This is a genomic window from Cupriavidus sp. HY129 (genome assembly GCF_059492215.1).
The window spans coordinates 1,030,970-1,049,317 of sequence record NZ_CP083254.1 but is presented as its reverse complement, the minus strand read 5'-3'; the positions used below and the strand labels follow the sequence as shown (position 1 = coordinate 1,049,317).

Annotated in this window: 17 protein-coding genes; all 17 read right to left on the bottom strand. The window is 62.0% G+C overall.

The genetic code is table 11. The features are described 5' to 3' along the window. Positions 1 to 2 precede the first annotated feature (2 nt). Positions 3 to 971 (bottom strand): ubiquinol oxidase subunit II, encoded by a 969-nt coding sequence (gene cyoA / locus K6G35_RS04865; RefSeq protein ID WP_011515759.1) that lies wholly within the window; start codon positions 969 to 971, stop codon positions 3 to 5. Positions 972 to 1,573: 602 nt separating this feature from the next. After that, a complete protein-coding gene (locus tag K6G35_RS04860) occupies positions 1,574 to 2,047 on the bottom strand; it encodes a MaoC family dehydratase (protein ID WP_011515758.1) in 474 nt (157 codons plus the stop codon). An 85-nt stretch (positions 2,048 to 2,132) separates the two neighbouring features. Then, entirely contained in the window at positions 2,133 to 2,582 is a 450-nt protein-coding gene (locus tag K6G35_RS04855; protein ID WP_008643386.1) for a MaoC family dehydratase, read from the bottom strand. Between the two features lie 64 nt (positions 2,583 to 2,646). Continuing rightward, positions 2,647 to 3,765 carry an acyl-CoA dehydrogenase family protein gene (locus K6G35_RS04850; RefSeq protein ID WP_011515756.1) on the bottom strand — a complete coding sequence of 373 codons (1,119 nt, stop codon included), beginning with the start codon at positions 3,763 to 3,765 and terminating at the stop codon, positions 2,647 to 2,649. Positions 3,766 to 3,778: 13 nt separating this feature from the next. Further along, complete coding sequence (locus K6G35_RS04845; protein WP_186426412.1) at positions 3,779 to 4,981, bottom strand: acyl-CoA dehydrogenase family protein; 1,203 nt, start codon at positions 4,979 to 4,981, stop codon at positions 3,779 to 3,781. Positions 4,982 to 5,072: 91 nt separating this feature from the next. After that, a complete protein-coding gene (locus K6G35_RS04840) occupies positions 5,073 to 5,540 on the bottom strand; it encodes a DUF1178 family protein (protein WP_008643370.1) in 468 nt (155 codons plus the stop codon). A gap of 206 nt (positions 5,541 to 5,746) precedes the next feature. Next, positions 5,747 to 6,382 (bottom strand): NUDIX domain-containing protein, encoded by a 636-nt coding sequence (locus tag K6G35_RS04835; protein WP_035881727.1) that lies wholly within the window; start codon positions 6,380 to 6,382, stop codon positions 5,747 to 5,749. Positions 6,383 to 6,431: 49 nt separating this feature from the next. Further along, on the bottom strand, positions 6,432 to 6,740 hold the full coding sequence (locus K6G35_RS04830) for a DUF2818 family protein (RefSeq protein WP_008643366.1): 309 nt from the start codon (positions 6,738 to 6,740) through the stop codon (positions 6,432 to 6,434). A 21-nt stretch (positions 6,741 to 6,761) separates the two neighbouring features. Continuing rightward, a complete protein-coding gene (gene nuoN / locus K6G35_RS04825) occupies positions 6,762 to 8,237 on the bottom strand; it encodes an NADH-quinone oxidoreductase subunit NuoN (RefSeq protein WP_008643364.1) in 1,476 nt (491 codons plus the stop codon). 19 nt (positions 8,238 to 8,256) lie between these two features. Continuing rightward, a complete protein-coding gene (locus K6G35_RS04820) occupies positions 8,257 to 9,723 on the bottom strand; it encodes an NADH-quinone oxidoreductase subunit M (protein WP_008643361.1) in 1,467 nt (488 codons plus the stop codon). Positions 9,724 to 9,751: 28 nt separating this feature from the next. Then, positions 9,752 to 11,830 (bottom strand): NADH-quinone oxidoreductase subunit L, encoded by a 2,079-nt coding sequence (gene nuoL, locus K6G35_RS04815; RefSeq protein ID WP_495676149.1) that lies wholly within the window; start codon positions 11,828 to 11,830, stop codon positions 9,752 to 9,754. 61 nt (positions 11,831 to 11,891) lie between these two features. Beyond that, positions 11,892 to 12,197, bottom strand: coding sequence for an NADH-quinone oxidoreductase subunit NuoK (nuoK, locus tag K6G35_RS04810; protein WP_008643358.1), 306 nt, complete (start codon positions 12,195 to 12,197; stop codon positions 11,892 to 11,894). A gap of 17 nt (positions 12,198 to 12,214) precedes the next feature. Then, positions 12,215 to 12,856: an NADH-quinone oxidoreductase subunit J gene (locus K6G35_RS04805; protein ID WP_008643357.1), complete on the bottom strand. Its 642-nt coding sequence runs from the start codon at positions 12,854 to 12,856 to the stop codon at positions 12,215 to 12,217. A 163-nt stretch (positions 12,857 to 13,019) separates the two neighbouring features. After that, positions 13,020 to 13,511, bottom strand: a complete 492-nt coding sequence (gene nuoI / locus K6G35_RS04800; protein WP_008643353.1) for an NADH-quinone oxidoreductase subunit NuoI — start codon at positions 13,509 to 13,511, stop codon at positions 13,020 to 13,022. A 71-nt stretch (positions 13,512 to 13,582) separates the two neighbouring features. Further along, complete coding sequence (gene nuoH, locus K6G35_RS04795) at positions 13,583 to 14,647, bottom strand: NADH-quinone oxidoreductase subunit NuoH (protein ID WP_495676148.1); 1,065 nt, start codon at positions 14,645 to 14,647, stop codon at positions 13,583 to 13,585. A gap of 18 nt (positions 14,648 to 14,665) precedes the next feature. After that, complete coding sequence (gene nuoG / locus K6G35_RS04790) at positions 14,666 to 17,038, bottom strand: NADH-quinone oxidoreductase subunit NuoG (RefSeq protein ID WP_008643349.1); 2,373 nt, start codon at positions 17,036 to 17,038, stop codon at positions 14,666 to 14,668. Positions 17,039 to 17,051: 13 nt separating this feature from the next. After that, a complete protein-coding gene (nuoF, locus tag K6G35_RS04785) occupies positions 17,052 to 18,347 on the bottom strand; it encodes an NADH-quinone oxidoreductase subunit NuoF (protein ID WP_008643347.1) in 1,296 nt (431 codons plus the stop codon). Position 18,348: the final 1 nt, after the last annotated feature.

The following is an 18,348-nucleotide window of genomic DNA, read 5'->3' as shown; positions in this document are numbered from 1 at the left end:
TCCTAGATTTGCGCGCCCAGCGCCGGCTTGGCCGGCGTGGCCATGGACACCCGCTCTTCACCGAGCGTGTTACGCGACGTGCAGACCGGACCGCCATCAAAACCTTCGCGGGCCATTGCATGGCCGTCGCCGCCCATGTACTGATGCAGGATGCCGGTGTACAGACCGTCTTCGACCTTGCCGAAGTACGTCACCGGTTCCGCTTCGCTCGGCTTGGCCAGGACCTTGTAGTCCTCGGACGCGAGCTGCTTTTCGGACGCGCGCACCTTTTCCACCCACTTGTCGAACTCGAAGTTCGACATGGCGATGGCCTTGAACTTCATGCCCGAGAAGCCGCCGCCGCTGTAGTTGGCGGACATGCCGTCAAACGTGCCGGCTTCATTGGCGATGAGGTGCAGCTTGGTCTCCATCCCAGCCATGGCGTAAACCTGGCTACCCAGTTGCGGGATGAAGAACGAATTCATGATCGAATCCGACGTGATCTTGAAGTTCACCGGCGTGTTCACCGGCAGCGCGAGCTGGTTCACCGTCGCGATCTTCAGTTCCGGATAGATGAACAGCCATTTCCAGTTCATCGCCACGGCTTCCACGGTCACCGGCTTGACGTTCGACTCGAGCGGCTTGTACGGGTCGAGATCGTGCGACGACTTCCAGGTGATGATGCCCAGCGCGATGATGATCAGGCAGGGGATCAGCCAAACCACCACTTCGATGCGGGTGGAGTGCGACCAGTTCGGATCGTATTCAGCAGACGTGTTGCTGGCGCGATACTTCCACGCGAACACGAGCGTCAGGATGATGACCGGTACGACGACCAGCAGCATCAGCCAGGTGGCGATCAGGATGATGCCCTTGATGTCGACGCCGACTTGCCCTTTCGGGTTCATCAGCGCGAAGTCGCAGCCGGCCAACAGGAGCAGGCCAAGGCAAGGCAGGTACCGCATCAGGGGCGGCATTTTTGGTTTCTTCATGTCACGACGGTCTGGTTGCGCCACGCCTGTGCACAAGCGTGGCACCGCCTACCTGCTGCACGGGGCAACTGGCTGGCTGGGCTGGGGAAAACCGGAGGACGTGTCCAAAGCTGGCGCTGCGAAATGGGCGATGCAAACGCCTGCGGACCATGCGGCCGGGCAACGCCATGAACGCGGCTTGGACAGCAACTGACGACTGCGTGCGCGCGCCTGAGGGGGCGGGTGCGTGCGCTGAGGTGACCGACTGCCTGAACTGCGTCTGCCCCGGTTCGGAAATGCCACCGGAACGAGCGTTGTGTCACGATGTTCACGCCATATCCACTTGCTTCAACCGCCTCACCAGCGCAGTGAGAACGGTCTCCGAGCGGATATCGCATTACATAAAACATCGTGGGCGGGACTGTACCGCAACGCAACATTACGGGTAAACCCAGACACAACAGAAACACTGTTCTTTTAATCGGACAATTCCTTGACCTGTCGCAACGGGGTAACAGTCATCTCGTGGTTGCTTGTTTTTCCACGATTTCGCTGGACAAATGACAAGGGCCGCGATCTCGCGGCCCTCATTGTCGAGCGACAGTACTGACGAATCGGATACGTCAGGAGTAGCGTCGGCTGATCGATTCCGCCACGCAGACCGGTCGATCCGCGCCTTCCCGCTCGATCGTCACCTCCCAGGTGGACTGCGCACCGACCAGGCCATTCGGCAGCGGGTCCAGCCGCTCGACCTTGAGCAGCTTCACGCGTCCTCGCAGACGGCTGCCCACCGGCACCGGCGATGTGAAACGAACGCGATTCAGACCATAGTTGACGCCCATCTTGACGCCCTCCATGTGGATCGCGTTCTGCATCAGCTGGGGCAGCAGCGAAAGGGTCAGGAAGCCGTGCGCGATCGGCGCGCCGAACGGCGACTCACGCTTGGCGCGCTCGACGTCGATATGGATCCACTGGTGATCGCCCGTGGCCTCGGCAAACAGGTTCACCTGCTGCTGCGTGATTTCGATCCAGTCGCTGACAGCCACTTCCTCGCCCTGCAGCGACTCCAGTTCTTCCAACGATGCGATGGTACGCATGGTGCTTGTCTCCTTGTCGTTCTTTTCTGATTGGGTAGGCCCCCTCTCCCGCGTGCGGCAGAGGGAAGTGAACAAACGGCGTGCGTCAGGCCGGGCGGCGCTTGTACATCCCCATGCCCTTGACCGTGCACACAACCTCGCCCTTCTGGTTGCTGGCCACCCACTGGGTCATCACCACGCCGCGGTCAGGCTTGGAACTCGACGGACGCACGTCCAGAACCCTCAGCACGGCAGTCAGGGTGTCACCGGCATAGACCGGCTTGATCCAGCGGACTTCATCCACGCCGGGCGACCCCATGCTGGTGGAGCGATCCCCCATCGACAGCACCAGCAGACGCATGATGATGCCGCAGGTCATCCAGCCGCTGGAAATCAGCCCACCGTAGATGCTCTGCTCCGCCGCGGCCTTGTCGACGTGAAACGGTTGCGGGTCGTACTGGCGCGCGAAGCTGATGATCTCCTCTTCAGTGACCGTATAGCTCCCGAGCGGGTGTTCGCTGCCGACGACGTAATCCTCGAAATACATCTTGGACATCAAGTCCTCCAATGAAAAAACCGCGCTCGGGGTCACCGGCGCGGTTTGAACACTTACGCAATACTCAGGCAGCTTCCTGGAAGCCAGGCTGGCTGGCGAAGCGGCCCAGATGGTGGTCCACATCGCCGAAGGTCGTATTGATCAGCGTGAGGCGCTTGAACATGTGCGCGGCCGGCAGTTCGTCGGTCACACCCATGCCACCGTGGATCTGCACGGCTTCCTGCCCCACCGAGCGGGCTGCCACGCCGACGCGCGCCTTGGCGGCGGACACGTAGCGGCGGCGCTCCTCGGGGCTGGCCTCGTCGAAGCGCGCCGCGGCCAGCAGCGTGATCGAACGCGACTGCTCCGCATGGATCATCATCTCGACCATACGGTGCTGCAGCGCCTGGAAGCGCGCGATGGCCACGCCGAACTGCTGGCGGGTCTTCGCGTACTCGAGCGTGGCGGCGTTGAGCGTATCCATGACACCGACGGCTTCGGCGCACAGCAGCACGGCGGCGTAGTCGGCGGTGGCCTCGAGCACATCCCAGCCCTTGCCTTCCGTGCCGATCAGCGTGGCCGGTGCATCCTGGAACGTCACGTCGGCCGCATGGAGGTTGTCGATCGTGCGGTAGTCCTTGACGCTGACGCCGGCACCCTTGGTATCGACCAGGAACAGCGAGATGCCGTCACGGTCCGACTGGGCGCCGCTGGTGCGTGCCGACACCACGAGCTTGTCAGCCTGGGCGCCGTGGGTCACCACGACCTTGCGACCGTTGAGCTTGCCGCCCTTGGCCGTCACGGTCACGTTGTTCAGTTCATGGCGTGCCTGCTGCTCATTGAACGCCGTGGCCAGCTTCAGTTCGCCACCAGCCACCTGCTCGAGCAGCGCTTCCTGGCCACCGGCCAGCTTGAGCGCCTGCGCGGCCACCACCGTCGCGAAGTACGGCTCCACCACCAGGCCGCGGCCCAGTTCCTGCTGCACCACCATCATGTCGACAGCCGTACCGGAGAAGCCGCCTTGCGCTTCGGGCACCGGCAGTGCGGTCAGGCCGAGTTCGACCAATCCGCCCCAGGCCTGCTCGCCGTAACCATTCGCGCCCTTGATGTTCTTCTTGCGCGATTCGAAGTCGTAGCTCTTCTCGACAAAACGGCGAATCGCGTCGGCCAGTTGCTTCTGTTCGTCGCTGAGATTGAAGTTCATGTTGCGTGTCTCCTCACAGCCCCAGAATCATCTGGCTGATGATGTTCTTTTGGATTTCGTTCGAACCGCCGTAGATGGAGGTCTTGCGATAGTTGAAGTAGTACGCGGCCAGCGGGGCGGCGTCGTCGTAGCCGGTCACGGCGTGCTCGTGTTCGCACTCCAGGTACGCCGGATCGAACGGCTGGGCGTACGGGCCGACCGCTTCGACCATCAGTTCGGTCAGCATCTGCTGGATCTCGGTGCCCTTGATCTTGAGCATCGATGCCTCGGGGCCGGGGCCCTTGCCAGCGGCTTCGCTCGACACCACGCGCAGCACGGTGATCTCCAGCGCCATCAGTTCGATTTCCAGCGCGGCGACCTTGGCGCCAAATACCGGATCCTCGAGCAGCGGCTTGCCGTTCTTCTGCTGCTGGCGGGCAACGCGCTTCAGGAAGCCCAGTTCGCGCTTGGAGTTACCCACGCGCGCAATTCCGGTACGCTCATGGCCGAGCAGATACTTGGCATAGGTCCAGCCACGGTTTTCCTCGCCGACTCGGTTTTCGACCGGCACCTTGACGTTGTCGAAGAAGACTTCGTTCACTTCATGCTCTTCGTCGAGCATGATGATCGGGCGCACGGTAATGCCCGGCGTCTTCATGTCGATCAGCAGGAACGAAATGCCCTCTTGCTTCTTGGCCTCGGGGTCGGTGCGCACCAGGCAGAAGATCATGTCGGCGTGCTGGCCGAGCGTGGTCCAGGTCTTCTGGCCGTTGACGATGTAGTGCTTGCCATCCGACGTCAACTCGGCACGGGTCTTCAGCGAAGCCAGATCCGAACCCGAACCCGGCTCCGAATAACCCTGGCACCACCAGTCGGTGCAGTCGAGGATACGCGGCAGGTAGTACGACTTCTGCTCTGCGTTGCCGTACTTCATGATCACGGGCGCGACCATCGCCACGCCGAACGGCAGCACGCCAGGCGCGCCGACGCGGGCATTCTCCTCGTCCCAGATGTGGCGTTGCGTGGCGTTCCAGCCCGTGCCACCGAAGTCGACCGGCCAGTGCGGCGCGGACCAGCCCTTGCCGGCCAGGATCTTGTGCCAGCGCACCAGATCGTCGCGGTTGGGGCGGCGGTGGTTGAGTACCTTTTCGCGGATTTCCGCCGGCAGGTTGGCTTCGAGCCAGCTACGCACTTCCTGACGGAAGGCGATGTCGGCCGCCGAGTAATTGAGATCCATGCCCGTCTCCATTGGTGGTGCCGGCGGGCGCCGGCCGTTTGTTTTACCTCGCGCATCACTGCGCGAGGTAAACCGGGCACAGGATGCTTGTTCAGTGGGCCGTCTGCTTCAGCGCATCCGGCACGATGAGCGGAAAGGTCTCGATGCCTTCGTCGGCCAGCGCCTGCACGTCTTCCGGCGTTGCCGAACCGCGGATACCGCGCTCCGGCGCTTCCTCGTAGTGCATGCGCCGCGCTTCCTCGGCGAAACGTTCTCCCACGTCCTCGGTCTGCGCCAGTACCTGCCGGACTGCCTTCAGATAGTGGGCCTGCAGCGCCTGCATCATCTGCTGCGCGTCGGCCTTGCCTTCCTCGGCGTTCCGGACCTGCGTCTGCGCCGGCTTGGCGGTGGCACCCGAAAGATTCAGGCGCGGCGCGCTGGGCAGGCGGGAGACGGCATGGTCACCACAGACCGGGCATTGGACGAGGTCACGCGAAATCTGCGATTGCGCATCTTCCTCCGAGGCAAACCAACCCTCGAAACGATGGTCTTGCGCACAGCGCAGGTCGAGCACCTTCATGATCTTTCCAGCCCGTCGGGCAATATTAGCCGTGAATCGAAATTTTGTGAACGGTCGTGCTAATTTTTTCGCTGACCGTTTTTGCCTGGCAGGATGCGTCCTAAACACAATTACGCCGGAGCAAGGGAAAACCCCATGCGGAGACTGGCACTGGGCCAGCCACAAGCCTGCAAGGCGGCGCAGTAGCTTAGCAGTTATGCGCCGTTTCAGCCGATGCTGCGATTGTCAGGAAACGGAGGCTCGCTTTGCTCGCCCGGCTGCCAGGCGCCAGAGACGATCTTCTCCAGCCAGAGCGCGCCGATAATCGTCTTGACGTCGGTAATACGCCCCTGACGTACCCAATCGATCACCTGGCCCACCGGCGTGATAAAGGTTTCCAGGAACTCGCCATCGTCGAGTTTCGCCTCGCCGGCGGTCAGATCACGCGCCAGGAACAGGTCGATGAACTCGGTCGAGTAGGAGATCACAGGGTGGATCCGCGTCAGGTAGTCCCAGCGACGCGCGGTGTAGCCGGTTTCCTCGAGCAACTCACGTTCGCCACAGCGCTGCGCGCCCTCTTCCGGATCGAGCTTGCCGGCCGGAAATTCGAGCATCACTTCACCGATCGGGTAGCGGAACTGGCGCTCCATCAGCACCGAGCCGTCATCGAACAGCGGGATCATCATGACTGCGCCCGGATGCAGCACGTACTCGCGCCCGGCTTGCTTGCCATTGGGCAGGCGCACGATGTCTTGCTTGAGGGTGAGGAATTTGCCGCGATGGATGGTCGCGGAAGCGACGGCAGTTTCCCTGAGGTGATCGTCACGCTCTTCGGACGATACGGCGGGGGTCTTGTCGATCATGAACGCTCCGGGTGTGGCACGGGCCCCGGGCGCGAGGGTCTGGCCGCAATCAGGCCGTGCGATGTTTGACCAGGTATTGCCAGGTGAAGCCGGGGAAGGCAAACACCAGCATCATGCAGGCGGTGATGGCGTAGAACTGCCAGCCTTGCGGGAAGGCGTTGCCGAGGCTCGCCTCCACCGCGAAGCCAGCAAGGCCAGCCACCACGTACCACATGAAGAGTTCCACCAGGCGCAGCCACAACGGCTTGCGGGCCCACTTCAGGCCCACCGCCGCGAACAGGCGCTGGTTGACGAACGGCAGGTTGGCACACACCAGTGCCAAAAGGATGACAAACCAACCACCTGCCGAGGAACTCATTGCGTCACCTTGCCTGAAAAATCAGGACGCCAGCGTAGCACGGATGGCCTGGAAGCACAGGTCCATCAGGCCAGCCGGGAACAGACCCAGCAGGATCACGGCCAGGCCGTTCAGGCTCAGCACCGAACGCAGGCCCGTCGAAGCTTCCAGCGGCTCTTCGCCAACCGGTGCATCGAAGTACATCAGCTTCACAATGCGCAGGTAGTAGAACGCGCCGATCAGCGAGAACACCACTGCCACCACGGCCAGCCAGCTCATGCCTGCCGACACGACCGCCTGCAGCACCGACAGCTTGGCATAGAAGCCGACGGTCGGCGGAATGCCGGCCATCGAGAACATCATCACCAGCATCAGGAACGCGAACCACGGATGACGGCGCGACATGCCCTTCAGGTCGTCGAGCGTTTCTGCCTCGAAGCCCTTGCGCGTGCGAACCAGGATCAGGCCGAACGTGCCCAGCGTGGTCAGCATGTACGTGATCGAGTAGAACATCGACGAGCTGTAGGCATTCACTGCGCCGTCGGCCTTGTTGGCCACCACGCCCGAAAGCATGCCCAGCAGCACGAAGCCCATGTGGGAGATCGTCGAGTACGCCAGCATCCGCTTCAGATTTGTCTGAACGATAGCCGTCAGGTTACCGATGACCAGCGAAGCAATCGACAGGATCACCAGCATGACCTGCCAGTCGGTCGCCAGCGGCAGCAGGCCCTCCACCAGCAGGCGGATGATCAGCGCGAATGCGGCAACCTTCGGACCAGCAGCGATCAGCAGCGTCACAGCGGTCGGCGAACCCTGGTAGATGTCCGGGATCCACATATGGAACGGTGCGGCACCCAGCTTGAACGCCACACCGGCCACGATGAACACCACACCGAAGGCCAGCATCGTCGTGTTGACGCGGCCCGACTCGACCACGCGGAACACTTCACCCAGGTTCAGCGAACCGGTGGCACCGTACATCATCGACATGCCGTAGAGCAGGAAGCCCGATGCCAGTGCGCCCAGCACGAAGTACTTGATCGCCGATTCGGACGTCACGCGCGACTCGCGGCGCAGGGCAACCAGCGCATACGACGACAGCGACAGCAGTTCCAGACCCAGGTACAGCGTCAGGAAGTTGTTGCCGGTGATCATCACGATCTGACCGCCGAGCGTGAACAGCGCGAGCATGTAGAACTCGCCTGCGAACATGTCCCGTTCGGCCAGGTAGCTACGCGTGTAAATCAGCGTCAGAAGCATACCCAACGAGCAGAACGCGGCCAGCACGTTCGCCATCGGGTCGATCACGACCAGGTTGGCGAACGCGTAGTGCGTTTCGCCGCCTGCCGCGTCGATGCCGAACCACACGGTCAGCACCAGTGTAGTCAGCAGCGACAGCGGGTACGCCACGCTGGTGCGGTTCTTGCCGCGGGCTAGGTCGATCCAGTTGATCGCCGCAATGGCGATCGCCAGGAAAATGATTGGCGCCACGGGGGCCAGGCTAGAGGACGATTGCATGTTGATTTCTCTCCCCCGCTTACAGCTTGGACTGTGCCACGTGGGACAGCAGGTTCACCACCGAGGCGTGCATCACGTCGGTGAAGGGTTTCGGGTACAGACCCATATACAGCGTCATGATCGCCAGCAGACCGAGCATGAAGAATTCACGCTTGTTCAGGTCCACCAGTTCGCGGACGTGCTCGTGCACGATATCGCCGAAGATCACGCGCTTGACCATCCACAGCGAGTAAGCCGCGCCGAAGATCAGGGCCGTGGCGGCCAGCAGACCGATCCAGAAGTTGAACTTGACGGCACCCAGGATCACCATGAATTCGCCCACGAAGCCCGAGGTAGCCGGCAGACCGCAGTTGGCCATCGCGAAGAACACCGACAGCGCCGCGAACTTCGGCATCACGTTCACCACACCGCCGTAATCGGCGATCTGGCGCGAGTGCACGCGGTCATAGAGCACACCGATACACAGGAACATCGCGCCCGACACGAAACCGTGCGAGATCATCTGGATGATGCCGCCCTCGATGCCGATCTCATTGAAGATGAAGAAACCGAGCGTCACGAAACCCATGTGCGCGATCGACGAGTACGCCACCAGCTTCTTCATGTCGGCCTGGACCAGTGCCACGAGGCCGATGTAGATCACGGCGATCAGCGAGATCGTGATGATGAACGGGGCCAGGTAGTGGCTGGCGTCCGGGGCGATCGGCAGCGAGAACCGCAGGAAACCGTAGGCACCCAGCTTCAGCATGATCGCCGCCAGCACCACGGAACCGCCGGTCGGCGCTTCCACGTGGGCGTCCGGCAGCCAGGTGTGCACCGGCCACATCGGCACCTTCACCGCGAAGGCCATGAAGAACGCGAGGAAGATCGCGATCTGCTCGTTCATCGTCAGCTTGGCCTGGTGCCAGGTCAGGATGTCGAACGAGCCCGTCTTGTTGTACAGGTACAGCAGCGCGACCAGCGTCAGCAGCGAGCCGAGCAGCGTGTAGAGGAAGAACTTGAACGCCGCATACACGCGGTTCGGGCCACCCCAGACGCCGATGATGATGTACATCGGGATCAGCGTGGCTTCGAAGAACACGTAGAACAGCAAGCCGTCCAGCGACGAGAAGACACCGACCATCAGGCCCGACAGGATCAGGAACGAGGCCATGTATTCGGCCACGCGTTCGGTGATCACTTCCCAGGCCGAGATCACGACGATCACGGTGATGAATGCGGTCAGCACCACGAACCACATCGAGATGCCATCCACACCCAGGTGGTACTGGATGTTGAAGCGTTCGATCCAGTTCGCCTGCTCGACGAACTGCATCGCAGCGGAAGCGGTGTCGAAGTGGAAGATCAGCGGCAGCGTGACGGCAAAGCTGACGATAGCACCGAACAGCGCCATCCAGCGCACGAAGCATTTGCTTCGGTCGGAGCCGAACATCAATACCACCAGCCCGAAGAAGATAGGCAGCCAGATTGCGAAAGACAGAACCATTTCTATGTTTTCCTTGCTTTGGTGCCTATCACTTGGTGCCTATCACGCCAGTGATCGTCAGCGTCAGGAGCACCAACATGCCGATGATCATTGCGAAAGCGTAATGGTAGATATAACCGGACTGCAGGTAGCGGCTGGCCGCAGCGAACGACGCCACCACGCGGGCCGAACCATTGACGAACAGGCCGTCGATGAAGCTCTGGTCACCACCCTTCCACAGGCCAGTACCCAGCAGGCGCGCGCCGCGAGCGAAAACCGCCTCGTTGATCGCGTCCATGTAGTACTTGTTGTCCAGCAGCTTGTAGAGACCGGAGAAACGTTGCTTGATCGCTGCGGGGATGTCCGGGCGCTTCATGTAGAAGAACCACGACAGCACAACGCCTGCGATGGCCAGCCACAACACCGGTGTCGTCAGCGAGTGAATCGCCATCGGCACCCAGCCATGGAACGCTTCCTTCAGCTCTTCCATCGCATGATGGTTCTCGCCGACGAAGATCACGTCCTTGAAGGCCACGCCATGTTTGAAGAACTCGCCGAACAGCATCGGCTCGATGGCGATGGCGCCAACGATCACCGACGGGATGGCCAGCAGCACCAGCGGCAGCGTCACGACCCACGGGGACTCGTGCGGCTTCTGGCCCGGGGCCAGGCCGTGGTGGTGGTCGTGCGAGACTTCCTCGTCATGGTGGTTGCCATGGTGATCGTCGGCCTTGCCGAAGCGCTCTTCACCGTGGAACACCAGGAAGTACATGCGGAACGAATAGAAGGCAGTCACGAACACACCGGCCAGCACCGCGAAGTACGCGAAGCCCGAGCCAGCGATGTGCGATTCGGCCACGGCCTCGATGATCGAGTCCTTCGAGTAGAAGCCGGCGAAGAACGGCGTGCCGATCAGGGCGAGCGAACCGACCAACGACGTGATCCACGTGATCGGCATGTACTTGCGCAGGCCGCCCATGTTGCGGATGTCCTGGTCATGGTGCATGCCGATGATCACGGAGCCCGCGGCAAGGAACAGCAGTGCCTTGAAGAACGCGTGGGTCATCAGGTGGAACACGGCCACTGAGTAGGCCGAAGCGCCCAGCGCGACGGTCATGTAACCGAGCTGCGACAGCGTGGAGTACGCCACCACGCGCTTGATGTCGTTCTGGATGATGCCCAGGAAGCCCATGAACAATGCGGTGATCGCGCCGATGACCAGCACAAACGACAGCGCGGTGTCCGACAGTTCGAACAGCGGCGACATGCGCGCCACCATGAAGATACCGGCGGTCACCATGGTTGCCGCGTGAATCAGTGCCGAAATCGGGGTCGGGCCTTCCATCGAGTCAGGCAGCCAGACGTGCAGCGGGAACTGCGCCGACTTGCCCATCGCGCCGATGAACAGGCAGATGCAGGCCACGGTGATCATCATCCAGTCAGTACCGGGGAAGATCACGGTTGCCAACTGCTCGCGGGTAGCGAAGACATCCGTGTAGTTCATGCTGCCGCTGTATGCCAGCAGCAGGCCAATACCGAGGATGAAGCCGAAGTCACCCACACGGTTGACCAGGAACGCCTTCAGGTTCGCGAAGATCGCCGTCGGTCGGGTGTACCAGAAACCGATCAGCAGGTACGACACCAGGCCCACCGCTTCCCAGCCGAAGAACAGCTGCAGGAAGTTGTTGCTCATCACCAGCATCAGCATCGAGAAGGTGAAGAGCGAGATGTAGGCGAAGAATCGGTTGTAGCCAGGGTCCCCTTCCATGTAGCCGACGGTGTAGATGTGCACCATCAGCGAGACGAAGGTCACGACCACCATCATCATCGCGGTCAGGGAGTCGACCAGGAAGCCGACCTCCATCTTCAGGCTGCCGATCGTCATCCACTCGTACACGGTGGCGTTGTAGCCCGCGCCGTTGAGCACGTCGAGCAGCACCATCACCGACAGGACGAAAGCGATGGCAACGCCGAGAATCGTTGCCGAATGCGCCACGATCCGGCCGCCGCGCGACTCCGAGGAAAACGTGCCGAAGAACTTGGTACCGAACAGACCGGCTATCGCGGCGCCGGCGAGCGACGCCAGCGGAATCGCCAGCAGCAGGTTGGGGTTGAGCGTGGTTGCCATAGGACGCTTATTGGTGTGCGATCGGGGAGCAGTCTTGGTTCAATGTGGATGCGGTCATGAATTAGCCCTTGAGGGTATCCATGTCGTCCACGTTGATCGTGTCCAGGTTACGGAACAGCACAACCAGGATTGCCAGACCAATTGCCGACTCGGCGGCGGCCACCGTGAGGATGAAGAAAACGAAAACCTGACCAGCCAGGTCGCCCATGTAGTGCGAGAAGGCGACGAAGTTCATGTTCACCGCAAGCAGCAGCAGTTCGAGTGCCATCAGCAGCACGATCACGTTCTTGCGGTTCAGGAAGATGCCAACGATGCTGATCGCAAACAGGATCGCACCGAGGACGAGGAAGTGGGCGAGAGAGAGCACAGCGGTTTCTCCGGGCTTTAGTTCTTGTTGGCGGCTGCCGCGGCATCCGCTTCGGCCCGGCCCTCGGCCGGCAGTTTCACCAGACGCACGCGCTCGTCTCGGCGCACACGGAGCTGGGCGCCAATGTCCTGGGCCTTCACGTCCTTGCGGCGACGCAGCGTCAGCGCAACGGCGGCGATGATGGCCACCAGCAGGATGATGCCGGCCACTTCGAACGCGTAGATGTAGTCCGTGTAGATCAGCTTGCCCAGCGCGGCGGTATTCGAATAGTTCGGATCCTGCGCGCCTGCGGGCAGCACGGCGTTGGTCGTACCGATGAAGTTGCGCACAAGCACAATCGCCATTTCGGCGATGATCAGCGCGCCAATGATCGAGGCCATCGGCACGTAGGTCCAGAAGTCGCGCCGCAGATGCTCGATGTCGATGTCGATCATCATCACGACGAACAGGAACAGCACCATCACGGCGCCGACGTACACGAGCAGGAGCAGGATGGCGAGGAATTCCGCCTTCAGGATCATCCAGATCGCTGCGGCGGTGAAGAACGCCAGGACGAGGAACAGTGCGGAATGCACCGGGTTCTTTGCCGTGATGACTTTCAGTGCGGACAGCACCAGCACCAACGCAAAGACATAGAAGATGGTGGTCGTGAGTTCCATGGTCCCTATCGGATCCTCTTTGGGCCGCTTGCACACAGGCCCCTTTTCGGGGTGGCCACGCGTGCTCGCGGCATCCTTCTGTTGGCCCCTTGCGGGACCGATTCAATTTCGCTTTCGGGAGCCGGCGCCTCAAGCGCCCTGCTCCCGCCCTGCGTCGATACGCTTAACGGTACTTCGCGTCCGCAGCCTTGGCCGCGGCGATCTGCGGCTCGTAGCGGTCGCCCACGGCCAGCAGCATGTCCTTGGTGAAGTACAGATCACCGCGCTTTTCGCCGTGATACTCGAGAATGTGCGTCTCGACGATCGCGTCAACCGGGCAAGCTTCTTCGCAGAAGCCGCAGAAAATGCACTTGGTCAGGTCGATGTCGTAGCGCGTGGTGCGGCGGGTGCCGTCGTTACGCACGTCCGATTCGATCGAGATGGCCAATGCCGGGCACACCGCTTCGCACAGCTTGCAGGCGATGCAACGCTCTTCCCCGTTGGGATAGCGGCGCAGTGCGTGCAGGCCGCGGAAACGCGGCGACATCGGCGTCTTCTCTTCCGGGAACTGGACAGTGATCTTGCGCGCGAAGAGATAGCGGCCGGTCAAAGCCATACCCTTGAAGAGTTCCTTCAGGAGCAGGCTGTTGAAGAAGTCCTTGATGGCGAGCAGCATGACGATTGCTTCCTAAGTATTTCCGCGCGGCGCGCCCTGCCCCTGGCAGTGACGCACCATCGCCTGGCCTCTTAGTGCCAGATGTTCCACGGCGACTTGATCCAGATCGCCACAATGATCAGCCAAGCCACGGTCAGCGGAATGAAGATCTTCCAGCCCAGACGCATGATCTGGTCATAGCGGTAACGCGGGAACGAAGCGCGAATCCAGATGAAAACCGACAGCAGCAGGAATACCTTGATCACCAGCCAGAAGAAGCCCGGGATCGCATTGGTCAGCACGCTCGAGAACGGAGGTGCCCAGCCACCGAGGAACATCAGCGAGGTCATCGTCGAGATGATGATCATGTTGATGTACTCGGCCAGGAAGAACAGCGCGAACGTCATGCCCGAGTATTCGATCATGTGGCCGGCCACGATTTCCGATTCGCCTTCCACCACGTCGAACGGGTGGCGGTTGGTTTCAGCCACGCCCGAGATGAAGTACACGCCGAACATCGGCAGCAGCGGCAGCCAGTTCCACGACAGCAGGTTCAGGCCCATGTTGGCGAAGTAGCCGGTGTTCTGGGCGTTCACGATGTGCGACAGGTTCAGGCTGCCCGACACCATCAGCACGGTCACCAGAGCGAAGCCCATGGCGATTTCGTACGACACCATCTGCGCCGCGGCACGCATCGCACCGATGAACGCATACTTCGAGTTCGAGGCCCAGCCAGCCAGAATCACGCCATAGACGCCCACCGAGCTGATGGCCATCACATACAGCAGACCGGCGTTGATATCGGACATCACCACTTCGGCCTGGAACGGAATCACCGCCCAGACAGCCACCGCGGGCATCAGCACCATCAGCGGAGCCACCAGGTACATGCCCCGGTTGATCTGCGATGGGAACATGACTTCCTTGAGCAGCAGCTTCAGCACGTCGGCGATCGGCTGCAGCAGGCCCAGCGGACCCACGCGGTTCGGGCCGATACGCACGTGCATCCAGCCGATCAGCTTGCGCTCCCACAGAATCAGGTAGGCCACGCACAGCAGCACCGGCACCACGATGAGCACCGCGCGGATGAGGATCCACAGCGGCGTCCAGTACATGCCGAAGATGTCGTGACCTTGCGAGGTAATCCAGTCGATCATGTTGCTTTCTCGCTCTTCTTATGCGGTGGCCGTCGCGGCCGCGTTGTTGCCGGCCGGCAGGTCGATGGCTTTCTCAACGGTGACATTGCCGAACAGCGCACCCAGCGTCACGGCAGCCTCTGTGGCGGCCGGCACGCGCACGGTGTTTGCCGGCAGCGTCGCTTCGAGAGCGGCCGGCAGCACCACGCTGGCACCATCCTGCATCACACGCACCGGATCGCCAGCCTGCACGCCCAGCTTGGCGAACAGATCCGACGACAGCGACACCTGCATCGCACGGCGCGCGGCGGCGGTAAGCTGCAGCGAGTCGGCACGGCGCACGATCGGGTCGGCGTGGTAAATCGGCACATCGGCGATACGCTCGACACCGTTGGCGGCAGCAGCCGTCACGCGGATCGGAGCATCGGTCGAGTTGTTCAGTTGCTCGGCGACCGGGCGAGCCAGCGCGGCATCGCGCACGGCTTCAGCCGTGTCGAAGTCGAAGCCCGGCACTTCCAGCAGGTTGCCCAGCACGCGCAGCACCTTCCAGCCCGGACGCGACTCACCCAGCGCGCGTACCACGCCGTTGAAGCTCTGCGCCTTACCTTCGGCATTGACGAACGTACCTGCGGTTTCGGTGAACGGCGCGACCGGCAGGATCACGTCTGCGTATTGCAGCGCGGCTTCCGAACGGAACGGCGACAGCACCACAACCGTGCCGGCCTGGTTCAGCGCGGCCAGTGCCTTGCGGCCATCGGCGGCGTCGAACTCGGGCTCGGCGTTCAACACGATGTACGCGCGGCGCGGCGCATCGAGCATGGCCTGTGCGTTGGCACCGCCTTGCTGCGGCAGGGCGCCAGCAACATAACCACCGACCGTGTTGGCGGCCTCGGTCAGGAAGCCCAGCGTCGCGCCCGTTTCCGAGGCGATCCACTGCGCCAGAGCGTGCAGCGACGAGAACTGCGGGTGACGGACGGCTTCGTTGCCGAGGAACACCGCACGGCGCTCGCCCGACAGCAGCATATCGGCCACGGCCTTCGCGGCATCGCCACCGTCGAATCCTTCGGTACCGGCCGGAGCGGTCACGCCCTTGGCGGCGGCCACGGCACGGGCCACGCCGGCCAGTGCGGCGGTCCAGCCCGACGGGGCAGCATTGATACGCGCGGCGATCGGCATCAGCAGGTCTTCACCGCCCGCGCCAATCACGGCCACACGTGTACCCTTTTTCACGGCTTGACGCAGACGCGACGCCAGCAGCGGATGATCCTTGCGCAGCGACGAACCGATCACCAGCGCGCGTTGCAGCGTGCTGACGTCGGCCACCGGCATGCCGAGCCACGGCGCGCCCTTTAGTGCGGCCGAGAAATCGGATTGACGCAGACGGAAGTCGACATTGTCGCTGCCCAGGCCACGGACGAGCTTGCCCAGCAGGAACAGCTCCTCCAGCGTGCTGTGCGGGCTGGCCAGCGCAGCAATCTGGTCGACGCCGTGATCGCGCTTGATGCTTGCCAGACCATTGGCTACGTATTCGAGCGCGGTCTGCCAGTCCGTTTCCATCCATTCGCCACCCTGCTTGAGCATCGGGCGGGTCAGACGGTCGGCGCTGTTCAGGCCTTCGTAGGCGAAGCGGTCCTTATCGGAGATCCAGCATTCGTTGATGTCCTCGTTCTCCAGCGGCACCACGCGCATCACGCGCTGGTTCTTGGTCTGGACCACGAGGTTGGCGCCCAGGCCGTCGTGCGGCGACACCGACTTGCGGCGTGCCAGTTCCCACGTACGGGCCGAGTAGCGGAACGGCTTGCTGGTCAGCGCGCCGACCGGGCACAGGTCGATCATGTTGCCGGACAGTTCCGAATCCACGGTCTGGCCGACGAACGTCGTGATTTCCGAGTGCTCGCCGCGGTTCAGCATGCCCAGCTCCATCACGCCGGCCACTTCCTGGCCGAAGCGCACGCAGCGAGTGCAGTGGATGCAGCGGGTCATCTCTTCCATGGAGATCAGCGGGCCCACATTCTTGTGGAACACCACACGCTTCTCTTCCTTGTAGCGCGACTCCGAACCACCGTAGCCCACCGCCAGATCCTGGAGCTGGCATTCGCCGCCCTGATCGCAGATCGGGCAGTCGAGCGGGTGGTTGATCAGCAGGAATTCCATCACCGATTTCTGAGCCTTCACAGCCTTCTCAGAATTGGTGAAAACCTTCATGCCTGGCGTCACCGGGGTGGCGCAGGCGGGCAGCGCCTTGGGCGCTTTTTCCACTTCAACCAGGCACATGCGGCAATTCGCCGCGATGGACAGTTTGCGGTGGTAGCAGAAGTGCGGGATGTACGTGCCCAGCTTCTGGGCCGCTTCCATCACGAGGCTGCCTTCCGCAACCTCTACCTTCTTGCCGTCGATCTCGAGTTCAACCATGTTCTGCCACGCTTCAGGAATAGGCCGGGACCATGCACTGCTTGTGTTCGACGTGATACTCGAACTCCTTCCAGTAGTGCTTGAGCATGCCGCGTACCGGCATCGCCGCTGCATCGCCGAGTGCGCAGATAGTGCGACCCATGATGTTTTCCGCGACGTTGTTGAGCAGGTCCAGATCTTCCTGGCGGCCTTCTCCGTGTTCAATGCGATTCACCATGCGATAGAGCCAGCCTGTGCCTTCACGGCACGGCGTGCACTGGCCGCACGATTCTTCAAAGTAGAAATACGACAGGCGCAGGAGCGAACGCACCATGCAGCGTGTTTCGTCCATCACGATCACGGCGCCCGAGCCCAGCATCGAGCCGGCCTTGGCGATCGAGTCGTAATCCATGTCCGATGCCATCATCAGGTCGCCCGGCACCACCGGGGCGGAGGAACCGCCCGGAATGACCGCCTTGATCTTCTTGCCACCGCGCATGCCGCCTGCGAGTTCCAGCAGCGTTGCGAACGGCGTACCCAGCGGGATCTCGTAGTTGCCCGGACGCTCGACATCGCCCGACACCGAGAAGATCTTGCTGCCGCCGTTGTTCGGCTTGCCCATCTTCAGGTAGTTCTCGGGGCCGACTTCCAGCAGGAACGGCACCGCGGCGAACGTTTCCGTATTGTTGATGGTGGTCGGCTTGCCGTACAGACCGAAGCTGGCCGGGAAAGGCGGCTTGAAGCGCGGTTGGCCTTTCTTGCCTTCCAGCGACTCCAGCAGCGCGGTTTCCTCGCCGCAGATGTATGCGCCGTAACCATGGTGGGCGTGCAACTGGAAGTTGAAGCCCGAACCCAGGATGTTGTCGCCGAGGAAGCCGGCGCGGCGCGCTTCTTCGAGGGCTTCCTCGAAGATCTTGTATTCATTCCAGATTTCGCCGTGGATGTAGTTGTAACCCACGGTGATGCCCATCGCGTACGCGCCGATGGCCATGCCTTCGATCAGCGCGTGCGGGTTGTAGCGAATAATGTCGCGATCCTTGAACGTGCCCGGCTCGCCTTCATCGGTATTGCAGACGAGGTACTTCTGACCCGGGAACGCACGCGGCATGAAGCTCCACTTCAGGCCCGTGGGGAAGCCCGCACCGCCACGGCCGCGCAGACCCGAGGCCTTGACGTCGGCGATCACCTGCTCGGGCGTTACCTTTTCCTCGAGAATGCGTCGGAGCTGCTTGTAGCCACCACGCTTCACGTAGTCTTCGAGGTGCCAGTTCTTGCCGTCCAGGCCAGCCAGGATCAGCGGCTTGATATGACGGTCATGCAGAGAGGTCATG

Bases quoted from the DNA above. Each gene is read 5' to 3' on its own strand.
- cyoA (WP_011515759.1), bottom strand. From the start codon at position 971: ATGAAGAAACCAAAAATGCCGCCCCTGATGCGGTACCTGCCTTGCCTT.
- K6G35_RS04860 (WP_011515758.1), bottom strand. From the start codon at position 2,047: ATGCGTACCATCGCATCGTTGGAAGAACTGGAGTCGCTGCAGGGCGAG.
- K6G35_RS04855 (WP_008643386.1), bottom strand. From the start codon at position 2,582: ATGTCCAAGATGTATTTCGAGGATTACGTCGTCGGCAGCGAACACCCG.
- K6G35_RS04850 (WP_011515756.1), bottom strand. From the start codon at position 3,765: ATGAACTTCAATCTCAGCGACGAACAGAAGCAACTGGCCGACGCGATT.
- K6G35_RS04845 (WP_186426412.1), bottom strand. From the start codon at position 4,981: ATGGATCTCAATTACTCGGCGGCCGACATCGCCTTCCGTCAGGAAGTG.
- K6G35_RS04840 (WP_008643370.1), bottom strand. From the start codon at position 5,540: ATGAAGGTGCTCGACCTGCGCTGTGCGCAAGACCATCGTTTCGAGGGT.
- K6G35_RS04835 (WP_035881727.1), bottom strand. From the start codon at position 6,382: ATGATCGACAAGACCCCCGCCGTATCGTCCGAAGAGCGTGACGATCAC.
- K6G35_RS04830 (WP_008643366.1), bottom strand. From the start codon at position 6,740: ATGAGTTCCTCGGCAGGTGGTTGGTTTGTCATCCTTTTGGCACTGGTG.
- nuoN (WP_008643364.1), bottom strand. From the start codon at position 8,237: ATGCAATCGTCCTCTAGCCTGGCCCCCGTGGCGCCAATCATTTTCCTG.
- K6G35_RS04820 (WP_008643361.1), bottom strand. From the start codon at position 9,723: ATGGTTCTGTCTTTCGCAATCTGGCTGCCTATCTTCTTCGGGCTGGTG.
- nuoL (WP_495676149.1), bottom strand. From the start codon at position 11,830: ATGGCAACCACGCTCAACCCCAACCTGCTGCTGGCGATTCCGCTGGCG.
- K6G35_RS04805 (WP_008643357.1), bottom strand. From the start codon at position 12,856: ATGGAACTCACGACCACCATCTTCTATGTCTTTGCGTTGGTGCTGGTG.
- nuoI (WP_008643353.1), bottom strand. From the start codon at position 13,511: ATGCTGCTCGCCATCAAGGACTTCTTCAACAGCCTGCTCCTGAAGGAA.
- nuoH (WP_495676148.1), bottom strand. From the start codon at position 14,647: ATGATCGACTGGATTACCTCGCAAGGTCACGACATCTTCGGCATGTAC.
- nuoG (WP_008643349.1), bottom strand. From the start codon at position 17,038: ATGGTTGAACTCGAGATCGACGGCAAGAAGGTAGAGGTTGCGGAAGGC.
- nuoF (WP_008643347.1), bottom strand. From the start codon at position 18,347: ATGACCTCTCTGCATGACCGTCATATCAAGCCGCTGATCCTGGCTGGC.